The organism is Streptomyces sp. NPDC001890 (genome assembly GCF_042891445.1).
In the GTDB taxonomy this organism is placed as follows: Bacteria; Actinomycetota; Actinomycetes; order Streptomycetales; family Streptomycetaceae; genus Streptomyces.
The window spans coordinates 839763-864852 of sequence record NZ_JBIATE010000001.1 but is presented as its reverse complement, the minus strand read 5'-3'; the positions used below and the strand labels follow the sequence as shown (position 1 = coordinate 864852).

Genomic DNA, 25090 nt, shown 5'->3' with positions numbered 1-25090 from the left:
ACGGGACTTTCGAAACACGCCCTGGACCCCTACATGAGCAGTTCGCCCTGGAGCGCGGCGGCCAGACCGACCTCCGCGTTGTCCGCCCGGCCCCGTTCGAAGGCCCGCTGGTAGGCGACGTCGCCGACGGCCTCGCGGGCCTGGCGTTCGCATGCCTCGCGCAGCGGCTCCAGTTCCGGGGTGCCGCGTTGCGGCTGGCCGACCATGCGCCAGTACACCTGTCCCGTGCCGTACACCTGGGCGGCGCGGGCGCCCGCGCCCTGGGCGGCGATCGCCGCGGCCAGGACGTCCAGGCCCAGTGCGATCCCGAAGCGGTCGCGCATGCGGTGCTTGCCCGCGAGCATCGAGCGGGCGTGGGCGGCGGACGCCTGGGGATCTCCCTTCAGCAGGGCGATCAGGGCGAGCTGGTAGTCGACGTAGCTGCGGGTCCAGCATTCGTCCTGGGCCTCGCAGACCGCGCGCAGGACCGCGGCCGCCTCCGCCGCCTCGTCCAGCCGGCCGAGCCCGGTCAGGGCGAAGACCGTGATGAGCCGGCACCGCAGCCGGTAGGCCTTCTCCAGCGGGGTGGCGGTGCCGGTCGAGCGCAGGACCCGGTCGACCTCGCGCAGGCCCGCCTCGGGGCGGCCGGTCATCAGATCGGTGAGGCCGCACAGATAGGCGGCGGCGAGGATGCCCTCGTCGGTGCCGTCGCGCGCGGCTTCCCTGGTGCACTCCCGGCCCAGGCGGCGGGCGGCCGGGTAGTCGCCCTGGAGCATGACGGTGATGCCCAGCACCCACAGGGCGCGGGTGCGGTGGGGGCCCTCGGCCGGTCCGGCGGCCAGGGCGCGGCGGGCGTATTCGCGGGTCTGCGGGAGGTGGCCGCAGCAGCACCAGAAGAAGCCGATCCGTCCGGCCATCTCCTGGGCGGCCGCGGTGTCGTGGGCCAGCAGGTGGTCCAGGGCGGCGCAGAGGTCGGCGTGCGCCTCGGCGATGCGGTGGTACCAGCTGATCTGGTCGTCGCCGGTCCAGCCGGCGTGGGCCTTGCGGGCCAGGCCGAGGAAGCAGGCGGCGTGCCGGTCGGCGGCGGCCCGTTCCTCACCGAGTTCGGCGAGCCACATCCGTCCGTACTCGCGGATGGTGTCGAGCATGCGGTGCCGTGCGCCGTCCCGGCCGACCACGGACTTGGCGACCAGGCCGTTCAGCGCCCCGGTCACACCGTCCGGGGTGAGCGGCCCCCCGGCGCAGACCTCACGGGCCGCGGCCTCGTCGAACTCGCCGCGCAGGACGGTCAGCCGGGCCCAGAGCAGCCGTTCCAGCGGGGTGCACAGCTCATGGCTCCAGCCGATGGCGGTGCGCAGGGTGCGGTGGCGAGGCGGCCAGAGCGAGGTGTCGGCGGGTACGTCGAAGCGGGTCCTGATCCGTGCGGCGACCTGCTCGACGGTGTCCCGGCCGAGCGCCCCGGCCGCGAGTTCGACGGCGAGCGGAATGCCTTCGAGGCGGCGGCAGATCTCGGTGGCCGCCTCCGCGTTGCCCGGCTCGTCCAGGGCGAGGCCCGGGGCCGCCGCGGCCGCCCGGTCCCGGAACAGCGTCAGCGCGTCGGCCGCCCCCTCGACGGGCAGCGGTTCGACCTCGACGACCTGTTCGCCCTTGATGTTCAGGGGCTGCCGGCTGGTGGCGAGCACGGTGAGGCCGGGGGAGGTCGTGAGGATCTCGCCGAGCAGGTGCGCGCAGGCGGGGCGCAGATGTTCGCAACTGTCGAGGATCAGCAGCATTTCCTTGTCGACGAGCCATTCGCACAGGGCGTCGATGGGCATGCGCAGGGTGTGGTCGGAGAGCCCCACGGCGTCGGAGACGGTCGCGATGAGCAGTCCGTCGTCGTGCAGCGGTGAGAGGTCGGCCCACCACGCGCCGTCGCGGTGTCCGGCCGCCGCCTGCCGGGCGGCGCGGACCGCGAGCCGGGTCTTGCCGACGCCACCGCTGCCGGTGAGTGTGGTCAGCCGGTGCGTGGCGAGGGTGTGTTCGAGCCGGGCAAGTTCCGCTTTCCGTCCGACAAAGCTCGTGGTCTCCTCGGGGATGTTGCTCGCCATGGTCACCGTCGCTGAAACAGGTGGACCGGCCGGTCCCGGACCCTGACTCCGGACGGCACAGGCATGCGGGATGCCTGTGCCGTCCGGAGAGGGGCCGGGACCGGCCGGGTGGTGGGAGGGCGCGCCAGGGGTGCGGTGCTGCGGCATTCCCCGACGGCTGCTGCCTCCCAACCTAGCCCTGTCCTGGCTCAACTCAGGGAGAACACCGCCACCGTGCGTCCCGGGACGGTGAAACTTCCTGAACTCGCCTCATACGTGGACTTCTTGACAGTAAGATCCGCGCCCGCCGCCTGGACGGGGTGCAGCGCGTACTGCTTCCCCACCAGTTCGGCGACCGTCTGGGTCCGGGTGCCGGGAGCCGCGTTGAGGACGATCACCAGCTTTCCGAGCCGCATGGTGATCACGCCCGGGGTCTCGTCCTTCCCGGAGAGCGGGAAGGACAGGGCGGACTGCACCTGCTCGGTGGTGGAGAGGCCGAAGTCCTTCTCCGTGGAGCGGATGGTGAGCAGGTCCCGGTACGCGGCGGACGCGCCGTCGATCTGTGCGCAGCCGGGGCCGATCGCGGTGTTGCCCAGCAGCGGCTTCGCGTAGGACCACTTGGACTCGTTGTCGGCGGCCGGCGGCAGCCCGCGGCCGAAGCCGTTGCCGTCGCGGCAGTCCCAGTGCAGGGCGTTGAACCAGTCGCCGCTGTCGTACGAGTTGCGGTCCAGGGACTTGGAGCGCAGCAGGTCCGTGCCCGCCTGGGAGAGCGAGGGCCCCTGCGAGAGGGTGGCCGTCGCCATGGCCAGGACCTGCATGCGGGCCCGGTCGGCCGCCGGGGTGCCCGCCAGGAGCTTGAAGGCGAGCGCGTCGTACAGCGACTCGTTGTCGTGGGCGTCCGCGTAGGCGAGGGCGTCGCCGGGGGCGGCGGCGTATCCGGCGGGGGCGCCGTTGTAGTCGACGCCCGAGCCCTTGACGGTGCGGCCCGAGGAGTCGGTGAAGGTGTAGTCGGCGAGGTTGCCGGTGAGGCCGACCTTGATCAGGTCCTGGTAGTGGAGCAGCCGGGCCTTCTGCTCGGCCTCCGTGCCGTTGGCGGCGGAGGTGTTGGGGTCGGTGTAGAGGCCGGTGGCGAAGCCCTGTACGCCCGGGTCCTCGTCGAAGGGGCCGCCGCCGCGGACGGCGTCGCGGGAGCGGTCGGAGAACGTGGCGATGCCGGTGCCGGCCATGTTCTTCTGGGTGGCCTGGACGAAGCGGGCGTCGTCGGCGATCTCGCCGAAGTTCCAGCCCTCCCCGTACAGGATGATCTTCTTGCCGTCGACGCCGTCCTTCGCGACCGTCAGGGCGTCGAGCGCCTCGCGGACGGCGAGGATGTTGGCCCTGGGGTGGTGGCCCATCAGGTCGAAGCGGAAGCCGTCGACCTTGTACTCCTTGGCCCAGGTGACGATCGAGTCGACGACGAGCTTGCCCATCATGGCGTTCTCGGGGGCGGTGTTGGCGCAGCAGGTGGACGTGGCGACGGTGCCGTCGTCCAGCAGCCGCTGGTAGTAGCCGGGCACGATCCGGTCGAGTACGGACTTGTCGTCCTGGCCGGAGGCGACGGTGTGGTTGTAGACGACGTCCATGACGGTGCGCAGCCCCGCGCCGTTGAGGCCCTGCACCATCCGCCGGAACTCGACGGTGCGCTTCGTGCCCTCGGGGTCGGAGGCGTAGGAGCCCTCGGGGACGGTGTAGTGCAGCGGGTCGTAGCCCCAGTTGAACCCGTCGTTCGCGGCGGCCTTCGTCACGCAGGCCTGCTGCTCCTGGGAGTCGGGGGCGTACACGGACAGGTCACAGGCCGGCTTCTGCTGTGCGGACCTCTTCTCGGGGATGGTGCCGATGTCGAAGGCCGGCAGCAGATGGACGTAGCTGGTGCCGGAGTCCGCGAGCTTCTTGAGGTGCTTCATCCCGTCGGAGCCGGTGTCGGTGAAGGCGAGGTACTCGCCGGGGTGCTTCGAGGTGCGGTCCGCGATCGAGAAGTCGCGGATGTGCAGCTCCTGGATCTGGGCGTCGCGCAGCGGTACGGCGGCGGGCTTCTTCAGCCCGGACCAGCCCTTCGGCGCGAGGGCCGGGTCGTCCAGGTCGACGACGAGGCTGCGTGCGGAGTCGGTGGTCAGGGCGGTGGAGTAGGGGTCGGTGACCTTGTTGGTGACCATCTTGCCGACGGTGGGCGCCCAGACGTCCACCGTGTAGCGGTAGGGCTTGCCCTGCCAGCTCCTCGGGCCCGTGACGGACCAGACGCCGGTGCGGTCGTCGCGGCGCATCGGAACGCTGCGGCCGTCCAGCTCCAGGGCGACGGTACGGGCGGTGGGCGCCCAGACCGAGAGGGTGGGGCGGCCGTCGCGGCCGAAGACCGGGCCGAGCGCGGCGTCGGCCGCGTTCTTGCCGTACAGGTCGTCGAGCACGCCGGCGCTCTGCACGCCGGTGGCCGCGAGCAGGGCGCCGTTGGCGGCGCGCTGGGTGGCGATCAGCTGACCGCGCAGGGCCTCGCGGATCCGGTCCCGGTCCCGGGCGTCGACGGTGAACGCCGGGTAGTCCTTGAGGTTCGGGTGGGCCGCCTTCTGTGCGTCGGTCAGCGCGGCGGGGGTGAGCCGCAGCCACCGGCCCTCGTCGGAGAGCGCCCCGTCGACGACGGAGATCCCGCCGCCCGGTGCGTAGACGAGCTGCTGGCTGGTGGCGTCGGTGGTCTTCACCTTCCATACGACGGTGTCGGCGTCGATCCACTGCGCCTCGGCCCGGGAGAGGTCGGGGGCGGGTACGCCGCCGGTCTGGGGCAGCAGGTAGCCGGGCGTCGCGCCGAGCATCCAGACCTCGTGCCCGTAGGTGGCGAGGTCGAGCGACTGGTCGCTGGGGAGGTCCTTCTCGTCGCCCTTGTGCAGGATGTAGGAGAGCGAGGTGGCGCCGTCGGTGAGCGGTACCTCGAAGGTGACGCCGGAGGCGTCCTTCCGCACCGGCTGGAGGGGCTTCGCCCAGTCGGTGGGGTTCTTGGCGCCGGTCCAGGTGTGCAGCCCCCAGCCGTCGTAGTCGCCGTCGGGGCGGTAGTAGTGCAGGACGGCCTTGGTGGTGTCCTGCGGCGGGTAGGCGCCGTCGGGGGCCGTGTCGGCCTGGCCGTCCTTGCCCTGCTCGATCCAGACCTGCCCGGTCCTGGCGAGTTCGACGGTGCGCTGCGGCCCGTCGGCGGTGCCGTCCTTCTCGACGGTGTACGGGACGGTGGCGGCGCCCTCGTCGAGCTTCAGCCAGGCGAAGGCGCCGTAGGCGTCGCGCCCGGTGAACTGCGCGGTGCGGTCACCGGACCTGAGCGTCCAGCCCGCGTAGTCGCCGTCCGCGCGCTTGTAGTGGACGACGGCGTGGTCGCGCTGGACGGCCACCGGCTTCGGCTCGGCCGGGGCCTGTCCGGCGGTGGTCGTGGCGAGGGCGCTCGCGGTGCGTCCGGCGCGGTCGACGACGACCGCCTTGTAGCGCAGTGGGGTGCCGGCCGCGACCTTGCCGTCCAGGTGCTGGGTGACCTTGTACGGGGCGTGGTCGGCGGAACCGAGCGTGACCCACTTGCCGTTGCCGGTCTGAGCGGCGAAGACGACGCGGTTCAGCCCGCCGCCGTCGACGTCGGCGGAGATCTCGACGGTGCCGGTGGCCCCGGCGGCGGGCGCCTTCAGGGTGATGGCCGGCTCGGTGGCGGGGGTGCCCATCGGCTTCTCGGCGCGCAGCACGAGGCTGGAGAGGGCGGGGACGGTGACGGTGAGCTTCTTGTCGGCGCCGCTGCGGACGGTGGAGGAACCGCCGTACAGCGTACGGAAGTTCATGCCGGCCGATGCGGTGGGCAGCTCGACGGTCCTCGGGGCGGTGCCGTTGTTGGTGGCGACCAGGTACTCGTGGGGGCGCTCGGGGTCCGTGCGGGAGAAGGCGTAGACGGAGCCCTGCGCGTAGCGCTCGGTCTGGACGCCGTCGCGCAGCGCGGGGTTCTTCCGGGTGAGTGCGGAGAGCGCGGCGATGTTCCGGTACAGGGGGTGCTTCGGGTCGTACGCGTCGGTGGTGTGGGTGCGGTCGGTGCCCAGTTGGTCGTCGTCGAGGTAGTCGGCGGTCTTCGAGGCGAACATGGTCTGGCGGGCGTCCTTGTCGCCGCCCGCGCCGGTGAAGCCCTGCTCGTCGCCGTAGTAGACGACGGGGTTGCCCCGGACCAGGAACATCAGCTCGTTGGCGAGCTCCGCGCGCCGGACGAGTTCCGCGTCGTCGGCCTTCGGGTTGTCCTGCTTCAGGAACGTGCCGATGCGGCCCATGTCGTGGTTGCCGAGGAAGGTCACCTGCTCGTAGGCGTTGGCCTTGTCGGTGGTGTAGCGGTAGTCGTCGCCGAGGACGGCGGCGAGCTTCGCGGCCGGAGCGCCCTGGGAGGCGTACTGGCGGGCCGCGTCCTGGAACGGGAAGTCGAGTGTCGCGTCGAGCCGGCCCCGGGTGACGTAGGGCGAGGTGACGGCGGTGTCTGCGGAGTAGACCTCGCCGAACATGAAGAAGTCCTCGCGGCCGCGCCCGGCCGCGTAGGTGTCCAGGGCGGTCGCCCACTGGGTCCAGAAGTCCAGGTCGACGTGTTTGACGGTGTCGATCCGGAAGCCGTCGATGTCGAAGTCGCGGACCCACTTCTCGTAGATCTTCGCCATGCCGGTCACGACCTCGGGCCGCTCGGTCCACAGGTCGTCGAGACCGGAGAAGTCGCCGTACTCGGCGGACTCCCCGGCGAAGGTCGAGTCACCCCGGTTGTGGTACATCTCCGGGTCGTTGAGCCAGGCCGGGACCTTGTCGTCGCCGGTCTTCCTGGGCGTGTACGGGAACGAGTCCGCGTCGACCTTCGCCAGGCCCTTGCCGTCGTCGAACGGGCGGCCGTTCTCGTCCAGGTACGGGTAGGCGCCCTTCGGCCGGTAGCCGTAGGTCTTCTCGGCGTAGTCGACGGTGTCGGCGGTGTGGTTGGTGATGACGTCGAAGAAGACCTTCATGCCCTTGGCGTGGGCCTTGTCGATCAGCTTCGCCAGGTCGGCGTTGGTACCGAAGTGCGGGTCGACCTGCGTGAAGTCGGTGATCCAGTAGCCGTGGTAGCCGGCCGACGCGTCCTTGCCGGTGCCCTGGACGGGGCGGTTCCTGAAGATCGGGGCGAGCCAGATGGCGGTGGTGCCGAGGCCCTTGATGTAGTCGAGCCGGCTGGTCAGGCCCTTGAGGTCGCCGCCCTGGTAGAAGCCCTTGTCCGTGGGGTCGTAGCCGGTCTCCAGGCGCGAACCGGTCAGCCCGCCCCGGTCGTTGGACGTGTCGCCGTCGGCGAACCGGTCGGGCATGACGAAGTAGAACTGCTCGCGGGTCAGGTCGTGCCGGGCGGGCGCCTGGGCGAGCTTCGCGTCCGAGGGCGGGCCCGGAGGTCTCGGTGCGGCCGACGCGGTCGCCGCCGGGACGACGGGGAGGAGCGCCGCGCAGAGTGCGGCGACGGCTCCACGCCTGAGGGTGGAACGGGACACGGGCTGGGTCTCCTTGGGTGCGGGTGGTGCTCTGGGGGCAGGCGGACGTGCCGGGGGCGGGGCGGAGCGGACCCCGCCCCGCCCCCGGTCGCCGCTGTCAGCCGGTGGCCGCGCAGCTACGGGCGTTCACCTGGAGCGCCAGCGCTGTGTCGGCGCCGAGCGTCGCGGTGAACTGGCCCGAGCCGTTCACCGTGACGCCGTTCCCGGACTGGATGTCGCAGTAGTCGCCGGCGGGCAGCGAGGTCTGGAACGTACGGGTCAGCGAGGAGCTCTCGTGGTTGATCACGACGTACGCCTTGGAGCCGCGGCCGAAGGCGATCCGGTCGCCGCCGTTGTCCCACCAGTCGCTGACGGACTCGCCGCGCGCGGTGTTGCGGAAGCCGACCATGGAGGAGATCTCGCGCCAGGCGTGCTGGCACTTCCAGCCGTCGCTGTAACAGGCGTTCACCGTGCCGCCGCCCGGCGGACCCGCGTCCTTGTCGGACCACTCGTAGCCGGAGTGGACGTCGGGCGAGCCGTACGGCCAGGCCAGCATGAAGACACTGGCGAGGGTGTAGTTCGCGCCGTCCTTGTAGTTCAGCGTGTCGCCGCCGCGCTCGGTGTCGTGGTTGTCGACGAAGACCGCTGCCTTCGACGAGGGCATGAAGCCCCAGCCCTCGCCGTAGTTCTTCAGATAGGCGAGGTTCTCGTTGTTGAAGACCTGCTTGAGGCTTCGGGCGTAGCGGAATTCCTGGACGTCCCCGGTGCCGGTGTACTCGTCGGGCTGGACGGCCTCGCCCGCGCCGTGGATCGCCTCCTGCTTCCAGTAGACGCCCGGGTTGCTCAGCCGCGACTTGATGTCCGCCAGGTCGGCGGCGGGCATGTGCTTGGCGGCGTCGATGCGCAGGCCGTCGACGCCCAGGGAGAGCAGGTCGTCGAGGTAGGCGGCGATCCGGCCGCGCACGTAGTCCTCGCCGGTGTCCAGGTCGGCGAGGCCGACGAGTTCGCAGTTCTGGACGTTGGCGCGGTCCTGGTAGTTGCTGATCTGTGCGGTGCAGTCGTCCATGTCGGCGGCGGAGTACACGCCGGGGTAGTCGTACTTGGTGTACGAGGAGCCGCCGGTGCCGGTGCCCGAGCCGGCCGACATGTGGTTGATGACGGAGTCCGCGACGACCTTGACGCCGGCGGCGTGGCAGGTGCTGACCATGGCCGCGAAGGAGGCCCGGTCGCCGAGCCGTCCGGCGATCCGGTAGCTGACGGGCTGGTACGAGGTCCACCACTGGCCGCCCTGGATGTGCTCCTGGGGCGGCGAGACCTGTACGTAGCCGTAGCCGGCCGGGCCGAGCGTGTCCGTGCACGCCTTGGCCACCGAGTCGAACTTCCACTCGAAGAGGACCGCGGTGACGTCCTTGTCGCCGGGGGCGGCGGCACTGGCGGTCGCGGTCGGGGATATGAGGACGGCGGCGCCTGCTGCCAGGGCGAGCGCCGCGGACAGTGGTCTGCGTGCCATGTTTCCTCCTGCTGTGGGGGGAAATGCGGGTGACGGTGCAGCCTCACGTGGCAACGCGCCCTGCCCTCAAGGCTCCTGAAGGTTCTTGCTGCAAGAATGCAAACCTTGCCGCAGCGCAGACCGTACGAGTCCCTCAGGTTCCGGTCAACCCTTTGGACACCACCCGCTCACATCCACGAAATCCAGCAGTTTTCTTCCTGCAAGGACTTACGCAAAACATTGCAGCGCTGTTACGTTTCTCCCGACTCCGGTCCGGTCGGCCGGGGGTTCCGGCGACCCCGGACCCCACGCGCCCGGCCGGCCGGGCCGGTCACGGGCAAGAGAGGCACCCGGAGTCGCTCACTCCCCGCAGGCCCATTCCGGGCCGGCTCCCGGTGCCTCTCCTGTACGCCCGGCCCCCGGGCCTCCCGGTCGCCTCAGTCGCCCCGGAGCGCCGCGGTGGATCCCCGTACCACCAGCTCCGGCTGGAACACGTACTCCGTGCGCTGCACCGGGCTGCCGCCGATCTCCTCCAGCAGGGCGCCCACCGCCGCCGCGGCCATCGCCTGGACCGGCTGGCGCACCGTCGTCAGCGGCGGATCGGTGAACGCGATCAGCTGCGAGTCGTCGAAACCCACCACCGACACGTCGCGCGGCACAGCGAGCCCGCGCTCCCTGGCCGCACGCACCACGCCCAGCGCCATCAGGTCGCTGCCGCAGACGATGCCCGTACACCCCTGGTCGAGCAGCGCGCCCGCCGCCACCTGGCCGCCCTCGACGCTGAACAGCGTGGGGCAGACGAGGAGTTCGGCCTCGGCGCGGTCCATTCCCAGCAGGTTCACGGCGGCGTCGACGAACCCCTCGCGCTTGCGGCGGGCCGGCACATAACGCTGCGGCCCGATCGCCAGACCGACCCTGCTGTGGCCGAGTTCGGCGAGGTGCCCGACGGCCATCCGCACGGCGGCGGCGTCGTCGGGCGAGACGAACGGCGCGCTGATCCGTTCGTTGTAGCCGTTGATCAGGACGAACGGCACGCCGCGCTCGGTGAGCGCGGCGTACCTGGCCGGGTCGGCCGACATGTCGGCGTGCAGCCCGGAGATGAAGACGATCCCGCCGACGCCGCGCTCCACGAGCTGCTCGACGAGTTCGTCCTCGGTGGCACCGCCGGGCATCTGGGTGCAGAGCACCGGGGTGTAGCCGTGCCCGGCCAGCACCTGCTCGACGGACTGCGCGAACGCCGGGAAGATCGGGTTGGTGAGTTCGGGCGTCACCAGTCCGATCAGCCCGGCGCTGCGCTGCCGCAGCCGTACGGGACGTTCGTAGCCCAGGATGTCCAGCGCCGCGAGCACCCGCTGGCGGGTGGTCTCCGAGACGCCCGGTTTCCCGTTGAGCACCCGGCTGACGGTCGCCTCGCTGACCGCTGCCTGGCCGGCGATGTCCGAGAGCCTGAGCGTGCCGCCGGCTCTGGGCAAAGGGACGGTCACACCGTCCACCACACCGTTGTGTCCGCGGGCAGCTCGATCCCGGCGCCGTCGGTGACGACCGGGGCGCTGGACAGCAGGACGGTGCCGCGCACGGGGATGCGTACCGGGCGGTCCGTCATGTTGACGGTGCAGACGAAGCCGGGGCGGGCGAAGATCAGCAGCCCCTCGGGGGCCTGGAGCCACTCCACCGAGGTTCCGGCGCCGAGCCCCGGGTGGGCCCGGCGGGCGGCGATCGCGGCCCGGTACAGCTCCAGGGTGGAGCCCGCCACGCCAGTCTGCGCCTCCACGGAGAGCTCGCCCCAGCCCGTGGGCTGCGGCAGCCAGCTGCCGCCGCTGCCGAAGCCGTAGGAGCTGCCCTCGCGGGTCCACGGGATCGGCACCCGGCAGCCGTCGCGGAAGCCGTCCTGGCCCTCGGCGCGGAAGAACGAGGGGTCCTGGCGGACCTCGTCGGGCAGGTCGGTGACGTCGGGCAGGCCGAGCTCCTCGCCCTGGTAGACGTAGGCGGAGCCGGGCAGGGCCAGCATCAGCAGGGTGGCGGCGCGGGCCCGGCGCAGGCCCAGCTCGCGGTCGCCGGGGGTGCGGATCTGGGTGCCGAGGCCGGGCGGGTTGGCGAACCGGGTGGCGTGCCGGGTCACGTCGTGGTTGGAGAGCACCCAGGTGGTGGGGGCGCCGACCGGGCGCATCGCGTCGAGCGAGGTGTCGATCACCTCGCGGAGCTCGGCGGCGTCCCAGGAGGTGGAGAGGTACTGGAAGTTGAACGCCTGGTGCATCTCGTCGGGGCGCACGTAGTTGGCGGTGCGCTCGACAGTGGGGGTCCAGGCCTCGGCGACCGCGACACGCCCGCCCGTCGCCCGCCGCCGCCCTTCCGGCGAAGGCCCTTCGGGCCCCATGGTGTCGGGGTACTCGTCGAGGATGGTGCGCCAGGAGCGGTAGATCTCGTGCACCCCGTCCTGGTCGAAGAAGGGCATGACGTCGTTGCCGAGCAGCTTGAGCTGGTCGTGGCTGCCGAGGTCGGGCAGGCCCTCGGCCTTGACGAGGCCGTGGGCGACGTCGACCCGGAAGCCGTCGACGCCCATGTCGAGCCAGTAGCGCAGGATGGAGCGGAACTCGTCGGCGACGGCCGGGTGTTCCCAGTTGAAGTCGGGCTGCTCGGGCGCGAAGAGGTGGAGGTACCAGTCGCCCGGGGTGCCGTCCGGGTCGGTGGTGCGGGTCCAGGCGGGGCCGCCGAAGACGGACTCCCAGTCGTTGGGCGGCAGTTCGCCGGCCGCGCCCTTGCCGGGGCGGAAGTGGTAGCGATCGCGCAGGGCGGAGCCGGGGCCCTCGGCGAGGGCGCGCCGGAACCACTCGTGCCGGTCCGACGAGTGGTTGGGCACCAGGTCCACGATGATCCGCAGGCCCAGGTCGTGGGCGTCCCGGATCAGCCCGTCGGCGTCCAGCAGGGTGCCGAACATCGGGTCGATGGCACGGTAGTCGGCGACGTCGTAGCCGGCGTCCGCCTGCGGGGAGGAGTAGAAGGGGCTGAGCCAGACCGCGTCGACGCCGAGGCTCTTGAGGTAGGGGAGTCTGCCGCGTACGCCTGCGAGATCGCCCATGCCGTCGCCGTTGCCGTCGGCGAAGCTCCGCGGATAGACCTGGTAGATCACCGCGTCCTGCCACCAGCCGGTCTGGTGGGCCGCAGCGGCGCCGGACGTGCCGGTGGAGGGGGCAGCGAGGTGCTGGGTCATGTCGTCCCTGGGGTGTCTGGGTGGGGAGCGGCGCCGGGTCCGGGTCGGGATTCCGGCGGCCGCCGTGACTGGTGCGTGCGGGGCGTGCTGCCGTCGTGGGCTCAGCCCTTGACGGCTCCGGCGGACATGCCGGTCACGAGGTGCTTCTGCGCGAACAGGAAGACCAGGGCCGCGGGTATCGCGATGAGCACGGACGCGGCGGTCATCGGCCCCCACTGGGCTCCGTACTGGTTGACGAAGAGCTGGAGTCCGCCCGCGAGGGTGAGGTTGTCCTCGCCGACCATGAAGGCGGAGGCGTACGCCACCTCGCCCCAGGCGGTGATGAAGGAGTAGAACGCCGTGACGGCGAGGCCGGGCTTGGCGAGCGGCAGGATCAGCCGCCAGAACGTGCCGAACGGGGTGAGGCCGTCGACCTGCCCCGACTCGTCGATCTCGCGCGGGATGGTGTCGAAGAAGCCCTTCATCATCCAGGCGCAGAACGGCACCGAGATGGTGAGGTAGGTGATGACGAGACCGGCGGGCTGATTCAGCAGCCCCATGCCCGCCATGATGTTGTAGATCGGCACGATGAGGACGGCGACCGGGAACATCTGGGTGATCAGCAGCGTCCACATCAGTCCGCGCTTGCCGGGGAAGCGGAAGCGGCTGACGGCGTAGCCGGTGGAGGCGGAGACGATGACGCCGAGGAGCGTGGTGAGTCCCGCGATGAGCAGGGAGTTGCCGAACCAGGTGAGGAACTTCGTGTTCTGGATCAGGTTCGTGTAGTTGTCGAACGTCGTCTCTTTGAAGAAGTCCGTGGTGGTGGCGTACGCGGCGGGCTTCAGCGAGGTGAGCAGGACCCACAGCACGGGGAAGACGGCGATCACGGACGCGACGACGAGCGTCAGGTGCAGGCCGGCGGAGGCCAGCGGCGAACGCTCCCCGCGCAGCCGGACCTTGGGCGGCGCGGTGGGGGTGGGTGCGGTGGTGGTCACCAGTCGTCTCCCTGGGTGCGCAGGACTCGCCGGTAGACGGCGGCGAAGATCAGCAGGAGTACGAGGATCAGTACGCCCCAGGTGGAGGACTGCGCGAAGTCGCGCGGGCTGATCTCGAAGGAGAACTTGTACGCCTGGGTGACCAGGATCTGGGTGGCCTCGCCGGGTCCGCCGCGGGTCAGCAGGAAGATCACCGGGAACATGTTGAAGGTCCAGATGGTGGAGAGCAGGATCACCGTGGTGGAGACCGGCCGCAGCCCCGGCAGCGTGATGTGGCGGAACCGCTGCCAGGCGGTGGCGCCGTCCATCTCGGCGGCCTCGTAGTGCTCGCTGGGGATCGACTGCAGTCCGCCGAGCAGGGCGACCATCATGAACGGGACGCCGAGCCAGACGTTGACGGCGATGACGGAGAACTTCGCCCAGGTCGGGTCGTTCAGCCACGGGACGGCGTCGATCCCGCCGCCGGAGAGGATCTTGTTGAGCAGCCCGCGGTCCTCGTTGTAGAGGAAGCGCCAGGCGAAGACGGAGACGAAGCCGGGGATGGCCCAGGGCAGGATGAGCGCCATCCGGTAGGCGGAGCGGCCCGCGATCCTGCGGTTGAGGATGTTGGCGAGGGCCATGCCGAGGCAGAAGGTGATGGCCACGCAGGAGACCGTCCACACCAGGGTCCAGCCGAGCGTGCCGAGGAACTGGTCGCCGGTGAGGGCTTCGGTGTAGTTGTCCAGGCCCACGAACTCGTACGTGGCGGGCATGTGGTTGACACCGATGGACCGTTCGACGTTGCGCTCGTTGGCGTCGGTCATCGACAGGTAGATGCCGCGGACCAGCGGATAACCGATGATCACGCCGATCACGACGACGACCGGGGCGACCATGGTCCAGGCGTACCAGTGGGTCGACAGGGCCCGCCGGAGCCTGCCCGGCGGCGGGGGGTTGCCAGTACCGCGGCTCCGGCCGCGGGCGACGACGTCGTCACCCGCGGCCTTCGCCACCGACTGGCCGGTGTGGACAGCCATCAGCCGGCCTGCCTTCCTGTTACTTCCAGCCCTTGAGGAGCTTGCGGTAGGAGTCGCCGGTCGTCTTCGTGGCCTTCTCCGGCGTGGTCTGGCCGGTGAGGACCTTGGTGTACTCGGTGACGAGCGGGGCGAAGAGGCTGCCGGTCTCGGGGATCCAGGGGCGCTCGACGGCGGTCTCGACGACGGGCTTGAAGAAGCCGACGATCTCGTTGTCGACGACGTCCGGGCGGGCGTAGGCGGAGGTGCGGGTCGGCAGGAGGCTCAGCTCCTTGGTGACCTTGGCCTGGGTCTCGGCCGACGTCATGTAGTCGACGAAGGCGTAGGAGGCGTCGAGGTTCTTGGAGCCCGCGTAGACGGCCAGGTTGTGGCCGCCCTGCGGGGCGCCCTGGGCGGCGGAGCCGGCCGGGACCGGGGCGATGCCCAGGTTGGCCTTGTCCTTGAACTCCTTGCCGGCGTAGGTGTCGGCGACGGCCCACGGGCCGTTGATCATCATGGCGACCTTGCCGTCCTTGAAGGACGCCTGCATGTTCTCCCAGCCGTCCGTGGCATCGGTCTTGGCGGCCCCGGAGTCGACGAGGTCCTTGACGACCTTCATCGCCTTGACGCCCGCGGGGTTGTCGATGGTGACGGACTTGGTGGAGGCGTCGACCATGTCGCCGCCCTCGCCGTACAGGAAGGACAGGAACCAGTACGCGTCGTCGCCGCGCAGGTACATACCGGTCTTGCCGGTCTTGTCCTTGATCTTCTTGGAGACGGTCTTCAGCTCGTCGACGCTCTTGGGAACCTCGACGCCGGCCTCCTTGAAGATCTTCTTGTTGTAGAAGATGCCCATGGAGTCGATGACCTGCGGCACCGCGTACGTCTTGTCCTTGTACTTGGTGGACGCGGCGGCCTGCTTGAGGAAGTCGTCCGAGTTCTTCAGCGCGGCGGTCCCGTCGAGCGGCGCCAGGTAGCCGAGGTCGGCGAACTCGGGGGTCCAGGCGACCTCGGAGCGGATGACGTCGGGGGCGTCGGAGCCGGACTGCGCGGCGTTCTTGAACTTGTTCTGCGCGTCGCCGAAGGGGACGTTGACGTACTTGACCTTGACCTTCGGGTGCTTCTTGGTGAAGTCCTCGGCGATCTTCTTGAAGACCTTGTCCTCGCTGCCCGCGGTGGAGGTGTCCCACCACGTCACGGTGCCGGCGAGTTCGCCCGAGCTCTTGCTCGTGCCCTCGGACTCGTTGTCGCTGCCGCAGGCGGTCGCCGCGAGCGCCAGGGCCGCGACCAGGGCGGTGGCCGTTATGCCACGTCGCATCTGAACTCCTTCAACTGCCGTACCGCTCCGTCGCGGCGCCGGGTCGACGAGAACGTAACAAGGATGAAAGAACGCCGAAAGAGTTTGCGGAAGATTTCTGCAAGCGCCGACGATCGTTACATTCGCGTGTCCTCACGGTTGCCGTCAAGACCCTTGACGCGTGGCATCGCGCCCTGGCAGCAGCAGGCCACAGCCCCTGAGGCCATGCGGTGCGACGATCCGACCGGGGCCCGCAAGCCGTGCTCGCAAGTCCTTGCAAGATGTTGCCGGTAAACCACCGAGAACCGGCGCACGGGGGCACTCGTCCGGTTCATGCCCATGGTGGGCAATCCGACATACGCCCGGTACAGTCCACTTCCATGACCGCACGGCTTGCCGATATCGCAACTCAGGCGGGTGTCAGCGAAGCGACGGTCAGCCGTGTACTGAACGGCAAGCCCGGTGTTGCAGCGGCCACCCGTGAATCCGTCCTCGCCGCGCTCGACGTCCTCGGCTACGAACGGCCCGTACGCCTGCGCCGGCGCAGCGCGGGACTGGTCGGGCTGATCACGCCCGAGCTGGAGAACCCCATCTTCCCCGCCCTGGCCCAGGTCATCGGCCAGGCACTGACGCGGCAGGGCTACACGCCGGTACTGGCCACCCAGACCCCCGGCGGCTCCACCGAGGACGAGTTGACCGAGATGCTGGTCGACCGCGGCGTCTCGGGCATCATCTTCGTCTCCGGTCTGCACGCCGACACCTCGGCCGACATGCAGCGCTATGAGCAACTGCGCGTCAAGGGTGTCCCGTTCGTCCTGGTCAACGGCTTCTCGCCCAAGGTCCAGGCGCCGTTCATCTCGCCGGACGACCGGGCCGCGATGCGGCTCGCGGTGACGCATCTGGTGTCGCTGGGCCATCAGCGGATCGGGCTGGCGGTCGGCCCGAAGCGGTTCGTGCCGGTCCTGCGCAAGATCGAGGGCTTCCACGCCACGATGCGGGACCAGTTGGGCCTCGCGCCGGACGCGGTGGAGGAACTGATCCAGCATTCGCTGTTCACCCTTGAGGGTGGACAGGCCGCGGCGTCGGCGCTCATGGAGCGGGGCTGCACGGCGGTGGTGTGCGCGAGCGACATGATGGCGCTCGGCGCGATCCGGGCCGCCCGGCGGCTGTCGATGCAGGTGCCGCGCGATCTGTCGGTGGTCGGTTACGACGATTCGCCGCTCATAGCGTTCACCGATCCGCCGCTGACGACGATCCGTCAGCCGGTGACGGCGATGGGTCAGGCCGCCGTGCGCACGCTCCTGGAGGAGATCGGCGGCACGCCCGCCCCGCACAGCGAGTTCGTCTTCATGCCCGAACTGGTCGTTCGCGGTTCAACGGCAGCCGGCCCCGGGCCCGCTCCGACCGCCACCGCCTGACCGCCCCAGGATCCCACGCCCGCTCCTGGCGCGCACTCCCCCGCGCGCCCGGACGCTCCACCACGCACTGATGTGCAGCCCGGACCCGACCGGAGGATGATCGGGCGGAGGGGCAATTTCTGACAGACTCTGTGCCTATGGGTGAATTGAGCGTGACACCGAAGTCAGGCCGTTCGAGGGCCACCCCGTCACCCATCGTGGACGAGGCGGCCCCTGCGGCGAACCCGGAGCGGGACACCGGACGGCGTTCCGGCGGCCCGGCGGGACTGCGTTCCCTGCGCTCCCCCCGCCGCCCACGCATCTGGTTCGAAATCCTGCTCGTCGCGGCCAGTTACTGGGTGTACTCACTGGTGCGCAACGCCGTCCCGGAACAGCGGGCCGAGGCGCTGCGCAACGCCGAGCGGATCTGGTCGGCCGAGAACCACCTGGGCATCGCCGTGGAGCAGACGGTCAACCATGCGGTGAATTCCCTGACATGGCTGATCGTCTCGATGAACTACTACTACGCGACACTGCACTTCGTCGTCACCGTCTGTGTGCTGGTGTGGCTGTTCCGCTGCCACCCCGGCCGTTACGCGGCGGCCCGGCTCGCCCTGTTCGCGACCACGGGTGTGGCGCTGCTGGGGTACTACCTGTATCCGCTGGCACCGCCCCGTCTGATGAACGGCAGCCACTTCATCGACACCGTGCTGGTCCATCACACCTGGGGTTCGATGGCCTCGGGCAACTTCAAGAACATGTCGAACCAGTACGCGGCGATGCCGTCGATGCACATCGGCTGGTCGCTCTGGTGCGGTCTGACCGTCTTCGCGCTGACCTCCGCGCCCTGGGCACGGATCCTGGCCCTGCTCTACCCGGCGCTCACCCTGGTCGTCATCGTGGCGACCGCCAACCACTTCTGGCTGGACGCGCTGGGCGGCATGGCGTGCCTCGCCTTCGGCTGCGCCGTCTCGTACGCCTGGTACGGCTCGCTGCCGCACCATCTGCCCAGGCGGGTGGCGCCACCGCGCCAGCAGGCCCGGCTGGCGGGCCTCGCCGCGGCGGCGCCGCTGCCGACCCGGCGCCCGGCGGCGGACGCGGCGGCGGGCCGCCGCTGAGGCCGCGCCCGCCGCCAGGGCCCCGCCGCCTCAGCCCCGGTGCGCCACGCGCCCCCCGCACACCGTCAGCCGCACCGGCGCCTCGCCCAGCTCGTCCGCCGGTGCCGCCACCGGGTCCACGCCGAACGCCGTCAGATCGGCCCGGTGGCCCACCGCGATCCGGCCCGCGACCTGCTGCTCCCCGGCGGCGACCGCCGCGTGCGAGGTGCAGCCCTCCAGCGCCATCAGCCCGGTCAGCGCCTGCTCGGCGGTGACCGGCTCGGTGTCGTACGCCCCGGGCAGCCGCCGCAGCCGCGCCGTGGCCAGCACCTGCCGTACGTCGTAGTGGGCGATCGGCCAGTCGGAGCCCAGCGCCAGGTACGCCCCGGCGTCGCGCAGGTCCCGGCAGCGCCAGGCCCGTCCGGCCCGCTCGTCGCCGAGCCGCCTGGACCACTCGTCGCTGTGGTCGGCCCGGGTGTACGCGGTGTGCGTGGGCTGCATCGAGGCGATCACCCCGAGCTCTGCGAACCGGGTGGCCAGGGCGCCGGGCACGGTCTCGATGTGCTCGATGCGGTGGCGGAGCCGGCCGCCCTCCCCCAGCGCCTGGACCGTGTCCAGCACATGCCGCACGGCGGCGTCCCCGATGGCGTGGGTGGCGGTGCGCACCCCGGCGTGGTGCAGGTGGTGGACGGCGGCGGTGTACGCCTCGGGGTCCGGCCAGAACGCCTCGGTGCCCTCCCCGTGGCAGTCGGCGTGCTCCAGCCAGGCGGTGCCGCCCTCGACGGTGCCGTCCATGAAGAACTTGACGCCGCCGACGCGCCAGAGCCGGCCCGCCTCGCCCTGTACGCGCACCAGCTCGTCCAGGGCCTCCTTGTCGGCGCCCGGCATGCACCAGGGGGCCAGCCGCAGCCGTACCGGCAGGTCCGTCTCCTCCTCCACGGCGGCCAGCAGCCCGGGCACGGAGCCGTCGGCGAGGTCCATCACATGGGCCCCGGTGAGACCGGTGGCGGCCATGGCGGAGAGCAGCTCCACGAGGCGGGTGCGGCGCTCGGCGTACGAGGGCCTGGGCAGCCGTTCGCCGACCAGGTCCATCGCGGCGTGCTCGACCAGATGCCCGGTGGGGCGGCCGTCGGGGTCGCAGACGACGGTGGAGCGCTGGACGAAGGTGCGCGGCCCGGTGATCCCGGCGCGCTCCAGGGCCGCGCCGCTGACCAGGGCGGAGTGCCCGTCGTAGAGCCGGATGAAGGCGGGGGCGCCGCCGATGGCGTCCTCGATCAGGGCCCGGTCGACGGGCCGGCCGCCGAAGGCGTTGTGGTCCAGGCCCCAGGCGACGATCCAGCCCTCGGTCCGTTCGGCCGCGGCCAGGGCGGCGCGCAGCTGGTCGAGGTCACGGACGGCGGTGAGGTCGGTGCCGGTGGCCATCTCCAGCCCCCAGACGGGGTGGCTGTGCGCGTCGACCAGGCCGGGCGTGAGGGTGGCCCCGGACAGGTCGATGTGCTCGGTGCCGTAGCCGCGCCACTCGCGCAGCCCGGCCTCGTCGCCGACGGCGGTGATCACCCCGTCCTTGACCGCCACGGCGGTGGCATCCGGCCGGGCCGGGTCGAGGGTGCGGACACGGGCTCCGGTGAGGAGGAGGTCGGCTGCGGGCACGGTGGGGCTCCTTAGACGGTGGTGACGGCAGTGGCGGGGGCGGCCTCGGCCCCGGGCTCCTGCGACGGTGGCGACGACGGTGACGGTGCCGACGACGGCTCGGCCGCGAAACGGGCGTACACCTCGGGCCTGTCGCGCTTCAGCCGGTACGCGAGGGCCAGTCCGATCAGGAAGACCGCGGGCACCAGCGAGACGAGCACGATGTTCACCCCGGTCGAGGCGCCGGAGAACAGGTCGACGTGGTCCGTGACCAGGAAGATCGCGGCTGCCAGCAGCACGGCGGCGACGACCGGCGCGACGACGGTACGGAATCTGCCCTCGCCGTGCGCGAACCGGCGGAAGAACAGCGGTACGGCGATCGCGGCGAGCAGCTGGAGCAGCATCAGGCCGAGCATTCCCGGAGTGTTGACCCAGAGCAGCAGCTGCGCGTACGGGTCGGCGCCGGCCGCCGCGAAGCCGATGACGATCACGGCTCCGAGGGCGATCTGGGCGAGCCCGGCCACGTAGGGGGAACGGTGGCGGGGGTGGATGCGGCCCAGGGACGTGGGCAGCACCCCTTCCTCGGAGAGCGCGAGTCCGTACCGGTTGATGGCGTTGTGGAAGGCGAGCAGCGAGGCGAGGACGCTGGTGACGATCAGGATGTGCATCAGGTCCGCGGCCCAGGAGCCGACGTAGTGGGTGATGGCGGAGAAGAAGAGTCCGCCGGGGTCGGTGGTGGCCGACCGGACGACGTCCGCGTCACCGAACGCCTGGATGACGGCCCAGACGATGAACGAGTAGAACAGCCCGAGGAACGCGACGGCGATGTAGGTGGCGCGGGGGACGGTGCGGTCCGGGTTCCGTGCCTCGCGCCGGTAGATGACCGTGGACTCGAAGCCGGTGAAGGCGGCGAACGCGCAGGCCAGCACGGCCGCCGTGCCGGGTACGAGGACATTGCCCGGGGTGAAGGAGGCGAACGAGATCCCGTCGGCCCCGCCGTCCAGGAGCACTCCGCCGGCGAGCAGTACGAGGATGCCGGTCTCGGCGACGAGCAGCACCCCGAGGACCTTGGCGCCGAAGTCGATGGAGCGGAAGCCGCCGTACCAGACGAGCAGCAGCCCGGCGAGGGAGATCGGCAGCCAGGGGATGTCGATGCCCCACAGGGCCTTGGCGGTGTCGGCGGTGGTGGAGCCGAGCAGCCCGTAGACGCCGATCTCCATGCCGTTGTAGCCGAGCATCGCGATCAGGGCGGAGGCGATGCCGACGGGGCGGCCGAGGCCCTGGGTGATGTAGGCGTAGAACGCGCCGCCGCTGCGGACGTGGCGGCTCATGGTGGTGAACCCGATGGCGAATATCGCGAGGGTCACCCCGGCCAGCAGATAGCCGACCGGGGCTCCGATGCCGCCGAGCATGATGGCTATGGGGGCGACTCCGGCCATCACCGTGAGCGGGGCGGCCGCCGAGATGACGAAGAAGGCGATGTCGGCGGTGCCGAGGGTGCCTTTTCTGAGGGTTGGCGCATCCATGCGAAAGGGGAGCCCTTCTGCGACTGGCGGGGAGCAGGGACCGGCGACCGAAAATCTAAAGGCTTTCGGTTTGGCGCAATGTAGCCTCACCCACGGGCATCCGGGAAGACCTTCCGGTGGACACACGTCAGGAGAACCAGTCATGGGGCGGCCACGCACACCGCTGCTGGACCGGGAGCGCATAACCAGCACGGCACTCGAACTCATCGACGAGCAGGGCGAGTTCAGCGTCCCGCAGATAGCCCGGCGGCTCGGGGTGCAGACCGGGTCGCTCTACCACCATGTGGACGGAAGAAGCGGCGTCGTCGAGCTCGTCCGGGAACGGGTGTGCGCCGCGATCGACTCCGCGACCCTCGACGTGGAGCCCTGGGACGCGGCCATGACGGCCTGGGCCCGCTCCTACCGTGCCGCGTTCGCCGCCCACCCGCGCGCGATCCCGCTGCTGATGACGTCACCGGTGCGCGCCCCGAAGGTCCTGGACCACTACGAGCGGGCGGTCCGGCTGCTGCTGGGTGTCGGCTTCGCGATGGCCGAGGTGATGACGGTGATCACCGCGCTGGAGAACCTGGTGCTGGGTTCGGCGCTGGACCTGGCGGCCCCGGAGACGATGTGGGAGCTCCCGGACGACACCACGACACCCCGCCTCGCCGAGGCGCTGGCCGCGGTGGGCACGGGGCGGGCGGACGCGGCGTTCGAGCTGGCGCTGGGCGCGTTCATCGGGCACGCCCGCGCGCTGCTGGACGCGAAGGAGGCGTGACGGGGAGGGCCCACGCGCCCCGTCTCACGCCTCGCCGCACATCCCCCGTCTCACGCCCTCACCTCACGCCCCGTAGAACCGCTCCTCCATCACCGCCCGCGCCCGCCGGGTGATCCGCCGGTAGTCGTCCAGCATGTCCCCGACGTGCCCCGGCTCGTACCCCAGGTACCGCCCGACCGCGGTGAGTTCACGCGGACCCGACGGGAAGGTGTCGCCCGGCCGGCCGCGTACCAGCATCACCGCGTTGCGCACCCGGGTCGCCAGCACCCATGCCTCGTCCAGGGTGGCCGCGTCCTCGCCGGAGATCAGCTCCGCCGCGCAGGCCGCGGCCAGTGCCTCGCGGGTGCGGGTCGTGCGCAGCCCCGGCTCCACCCAGCCGTGCTGCATCTGCATCAGCTGGACGGTCCACTCGACATCGCTCAGCCCGCCGCGCCCCAGCTTGGTGTGGAGCGTCGGGTCGGCGCCGCGCGGCAGCCGCTCGGACTCCATCCGGGCCTTCAGCCGCCGGATCTCACGGACCGCGTCCTCCCCCAGGCCCTCCATGGGATAGCGCAGCGGATCGATCAGCTCGATGAACTCACGGCCGAGTTCGGCGTCACCCGCGACCGGTTCGGCGCGCAGCAGCGCCTGGCTCTCCCAGACCAGGGACCAGCGCCGGTAGTACGCCTCGTACGACGCCAGCGAACGCACCAGCGGCCCGCTCCTGCCCTCCGGGCGCAGATCCGCGTCGATGATCAACGGCGGGTCGGCGGTGGGCAGTTGGAGCAGCCGGCGCATCTCGGCGACCACCGCGTTCGCGGCCCGGCCCGCCTCCTGCTCGTCGACCCCCTCGCGCGGCGCGTGGACGAACAGCACATCGGCGTCGGAGCCGTAGCCGAGCTCGTGGCCGCCGAACCGGCCCATGCCGATGACCGCGAACCGGGTGGGCAGGGTGTCGCCCCACTGTTCGCGCACGGCGGCGCGCTGGGCGCCCGCGATCGTGACGGCGTTCAGGTCGGTGACCGCGTTGCCGACCCGGTCGACCAGCGCCCCCGGGTCCTCCTCGGCGGGCCTGTCCTCCGTGCCGTACGAGCCGATGAGGTCGGCGGCCGTGGTCCTGAACAGCTCGCGCCGCCGCACCCCGCGCACCACCGCGACCGCGGTCTCGGCGTCGTCCGCGCGCCCCACCGCGGCCAGCACCTCCTGCTCCAGGTTCTCCCGGGTGCGCGGCCGCAGCCCCTGCGGGTCGCCGAGCAGCGCCACCGCCTCCGGAGCCCGCAGCAGCAGGTCGGGGGCGAGCCGGCCGGCCGACAGGACCCGGGCGAGGTTCTCCGCCGCGGCGCCCTCGTCCCGCAGCAGCCGCAGGTACCAGGGGGTCTTGCCGAGCGCGTCGGACACCTTGCGGAAGCCGAGCAGCCCGGCGTCCGGATCAGCGGAGTCCGCGAACCAGCCGAGCAGCACCGGCAGCAGGGTGCGCTGGATGGCGGCCTTGCGGGACACCCCGGACGACAGCGCCTCCAGGTGCCGGAGCGCGGCGGCCGGATCCGCGTAGCCGAGCGCTTCGAGCCGGTGCGCGGCCGCCTTCGCGCTGAGCCGGGACTCGCCGGGCGCGAGCTGGGCGACGGCGTCGAGCAGCGGCCGGTAGAACAGCTTCTCGTGCAGCCGCCGCACCACGGAGGCGTGCCGCTTCCATGCCTGGTTGAGTTCGGTGATCGGGTCCGTGCGCATCCCGAGGGAGCGGCCGATCCGCCGCAGGTCCGACGCGTCCTCCGGGACGAGGTGGGTGCGGCGCAGCCGGTAGAGCTGGATGCGGTGCTCCATGGCGCGCAGGAAGCGGTAGGCGTCGTCCAGTTGCGCGGCGTCCACCCGCCCCACGTAGCCGCCCTCGGCGAGTGCGCGCAGGGCCTCCAGCGTGGTGCCGCTGCGCAGGGTGGTGTCGCTGCGGCCGTGCACCAACTGGAGGAGCTGTACGGCGAATTCGACGTCCCGCAGGCCACCGGGGCCGAGCTTGATCTCGCGGTCGACGCGGTCGGCGGGGATGTTGTCGACGACGCGGCGGCGCATCTTCTGCACGTCGGGGACGAAGTTCTCGCGGTCCGCGGCCTGCCACACGAGCGGCGAGACGGCCTCGACGTACTCCGCGCCGAGCTCGGGGTCGCCGGCCACCGGCCGGGCCTTCAGCAGCGCCTGGAACTCCCAGGTCTTGGCCCAGCGCTGGTAGTACGCGAGGTGCGAGGAGAGGGTCCGCACCAGGGGGCCGTTGCGGCCCTCGGGGCGGAGGTTGGCGTCGACGGGCCAGATGGTGCCCTCGACGGTCGTGTCGGAGCAGATCCGCATCATGTGCGCGGCCAGCCTGGTGGCGGCCGGCACGGCCTCGCTCTCCTCGTAGCCGTCGACCGGTTCCGCGACGAAGATGACGTCGACGTCGGAGACGTAGTTCAGCTCGTGCCCGCCGCACTTGCCCATCGCGATGACGGCGAGCCGGCAGCGGGCGGCGTCGGCGGGCGCCGCCGTACGGGCGATGGCGAGCGCCGCCCGCAGGGTCGCGGTGGCCAGGTCGGCGAGCTCGGCGGCGGCCTCGGCGACGTCCGTCGTGCCGCACACGTCGCGGGCCGCTATCGACAGCAGGCACCGGCGGTAGGAGACGCGCAGCGAGTCCGGGTCGTCGGCCCCGGCGAGCCCCTGCTCGAACTCGGCCACGCCGGGGTGGAGGTCGGATGCCTCGTAGGTGACCAGGGCCTGCCAGTCGCGGGGGTGACGGGCGAGGTGGTCGCCGAGCGCCTCGGACGCGCCGAGCACCCCGAGCAGCCGGTCCCGCAGCGGTTTGGCGGTGATGAGCGTGTCCAGCAGGACCTGCCGTTCGTCCGCCTCCTCGGCCTCCACCAGCCGGACGAGCCCGTTCAGCGCCAGATCCGGGTCGGCGGTCGCGCCGAGCGCTTCGAGCAGCACCGGATCGGAGCGTACGGACGACAGATCGGGCAGGTCGAGCAGCCGCTCGGCGGCGGAGGGGTCGGTGAAGCCGTGCCGCAGCAGTCGGGTGAACGTGCTGCTCCTTCGCCCCGGCACCGTCGTCATTCGTGCTCTCCCGCTCGCCGCCCACACATCGATCCAGCCTCCCGAGCCTAGCCCTGCTCCGAGTGTTCCGAAGCGGGTGCGCGGTCGGCATTTCGCGGGCACGATCATTCCCAGGAGC

General features: G+C 71.3%; 13 protein-coding genes and 1 pseudogene. 3 read left to right on the top strand and 11 right to left on the bottom strand.

What is annotated here, in order from left to right:
- Positions 1–29 precede the first annotated feature (29 nt).
- The 8 genes and pseudogenes from ACFYY1_RS03755 to ACFYY1_RS03720 form a co-directional block, all read right to left on the bottom strand.
- On the bottom strand, positions 30–2066 hold the full coding sequence (locus ACFYY1_RS03755; protein ID WP_388580333.1) for an ATP-binding protein: 2037 nt from the start codon (positions 2064–2066) through the stop codon (positions 30–32).
- Between the two features lie 188 nt (positions 2067–2254).
- Positions 2255–7573 (bottom strand): pullulanase-type alpha-1,6-glucosidase, encoded by a 5319-nt coding sequence (pulA, locus tag ACFYY1_RS03750; RefSeq protein ID WP_388580329.1) that lies wholly within the window; start codon positions 7571–7573, stop codon positions 2255–2257.
- A 100-nt stretch (positions 7574–7673) separates the two neighbouring features.
- Positions 7674–9062 (bottom strand): annotated as a pseudogene (locus ACFYY1_RS03745) (alpha-amylase family protein); the annotation flags it as partial.
- A 416-nt stretch (positions 9063–9478) separates the two neighbouring features.
- Positions 9479–10537 (bottom strand): LacI family DNA-binding transcriptional regulator, encoded by a 1059-nt coding sequence (locus tag ACFYY1_RS03740; RefSeq protein ID WP_388580326.1) that lies wholly within the window; start codon positions 10535–10537, stop codon positions 9479–9481.
- Positions 10522–12249, bottom strand: a complete 1728-nt coding sequence (locus tag ACFYY1_RS03735) for an alpha-amylase family glycosyl hydrolase (RefSeq protein WP_388580324.1) — start codon at positions 12247–12249, stop codon at positions 10522–10524. The genes ACFYY1_RS03740 and ACFYY1_RS03735 overlap by 16 nt, the downstream gene beginning before the upstream one ends.
- Positions 12250–12350: 101 nt before the next feature.
- Positions 12351–13223, bottom strand: a complete 873-nt coding sequence (locus ACFYY1_RS03730; protein WP_356090310.1) for a carbohydrate ABC transporter permease — start codon at positions 13221–13223, stop codon at positions 12351–12353.
- Entirely contained in the window at positions 13220–14239 is a 1020-nt protein-coding gene (locus ACFYY1_RS03725) for a carbohydrate ABC transporter permease (RefSeq protein WP_388580321.1), read from the bottom strand. The genes ACFYY1_RS03730 and ACFYY1_RS03725 overlap by 4 nt, the downstream gene beginning before the upstream one ends.
- A 19-nt stretch (positions 14240–14258) precedes the next feature.
- Entirely contained in the window at positions 14259–15533 is a 1275-nt protein-coding gene (locus ACFYY1_RS03720) for an extracellular solute-binding protein (protein ID WP_388580318.1), read from the bottom strand.
- Between the two features lie 359 nt (positions 15534–15892).
- On the opposite strand from ACFYY1_RS03720, the gene ACFYY1_RS03715 reads away from it, so the two are divergent.
- Together ACFYY1_RS03715 and ACFYY1_RS03710 are read left to right on the top strand one after the other, a co-directional pair.
- Positions 15893–16930, top strand: coding sequence for a LacI family DNA-binding transcriptional regulator (locus ACFYY1_RS03715; RefSeq protein WP_388580316.1), 1038 nt, complete (start codon positions 15893–15895; stop codon positions 16928–16930).
- A 152-nt stretch (positions 16931–17082) separates the two neighbouring features.
- Positions 17083–18027: a phosphatase PAP2 family protein gene (locus ACFYY1_RS03710; protein WP_388580314.1), complete on the top strand. Its 945-nt coding sequence runs from the start codon at positions 17083–17085 to the stop codon at positions 18025–18027.
- 30 nt (positions 18028–18057) lie between these two features.
- On the opposite strand, the gene ACFYY1_RS03705 is transcribed toward ACFYY1_RS03710, so the two are convergent.
- Positions 18058–19656: an amidohydrolase gene (locus ACFYY1_RS03705; protein WP_388580313.1), complete on the bottom strand. Its 1599-nt coding sequence runs from the start codon at positions 19654–19656 to the stop codon at positions 18058–18060.
- Between the two features lie 11 nt (positions 19657–19667).
- Positions 19668–21161 (bottom strand): APC family permease, encoded by a 1494-nt coding sequence (locus ACFYY1_RS03700; protein WP_388580310.1) that lies wholly within the window; start codon positions 21159–21161, stop codon positions 19668–19670.
- 142 nt (positions 21162–21303) lie between these two features.
- On the opposite strand from ACFYY1_RS03700, the gene ACFYY1_RS03695 reads away from it, so the two are divergent.
- Positions 21304–21918 (top strand): TetR/AcrR family transcriptional regulator C-terminal domain-containing protein, encoded by a 615-nt coding sequence (locus ACFYY1_RS03695; protein ID WP_388580307.1) that lies wholly within the window; start codon positions 21304–21306, stop codon positions 21916–21918.
- Positions 21919–21981: 63 nt separating this feature from the next.
- Here the strand turns inward: ACFYY1_RS03695 and ACFYY1_RS03690 are convergent, their stop codons facing one another.
- Positions 21982–24972 carry a bifunctional [glutamine synthetase] adenylyltransferase/[glutamine synthetase]-adenylyl-L-tyrosine phosphorylase gene (locus ACFYY1_RS03690; RefSeq protein WP_388580305.1) on the bottom strand — a complete coding sequence of 997 codons (2991 nt, stop codon included), beginning with the start codon at positions 24970–24972 and terminating at the stop codon, positions 21982–21984.
- Between the last annotated feature and the right edge of the window lie 118 nt (positions 24973–25090).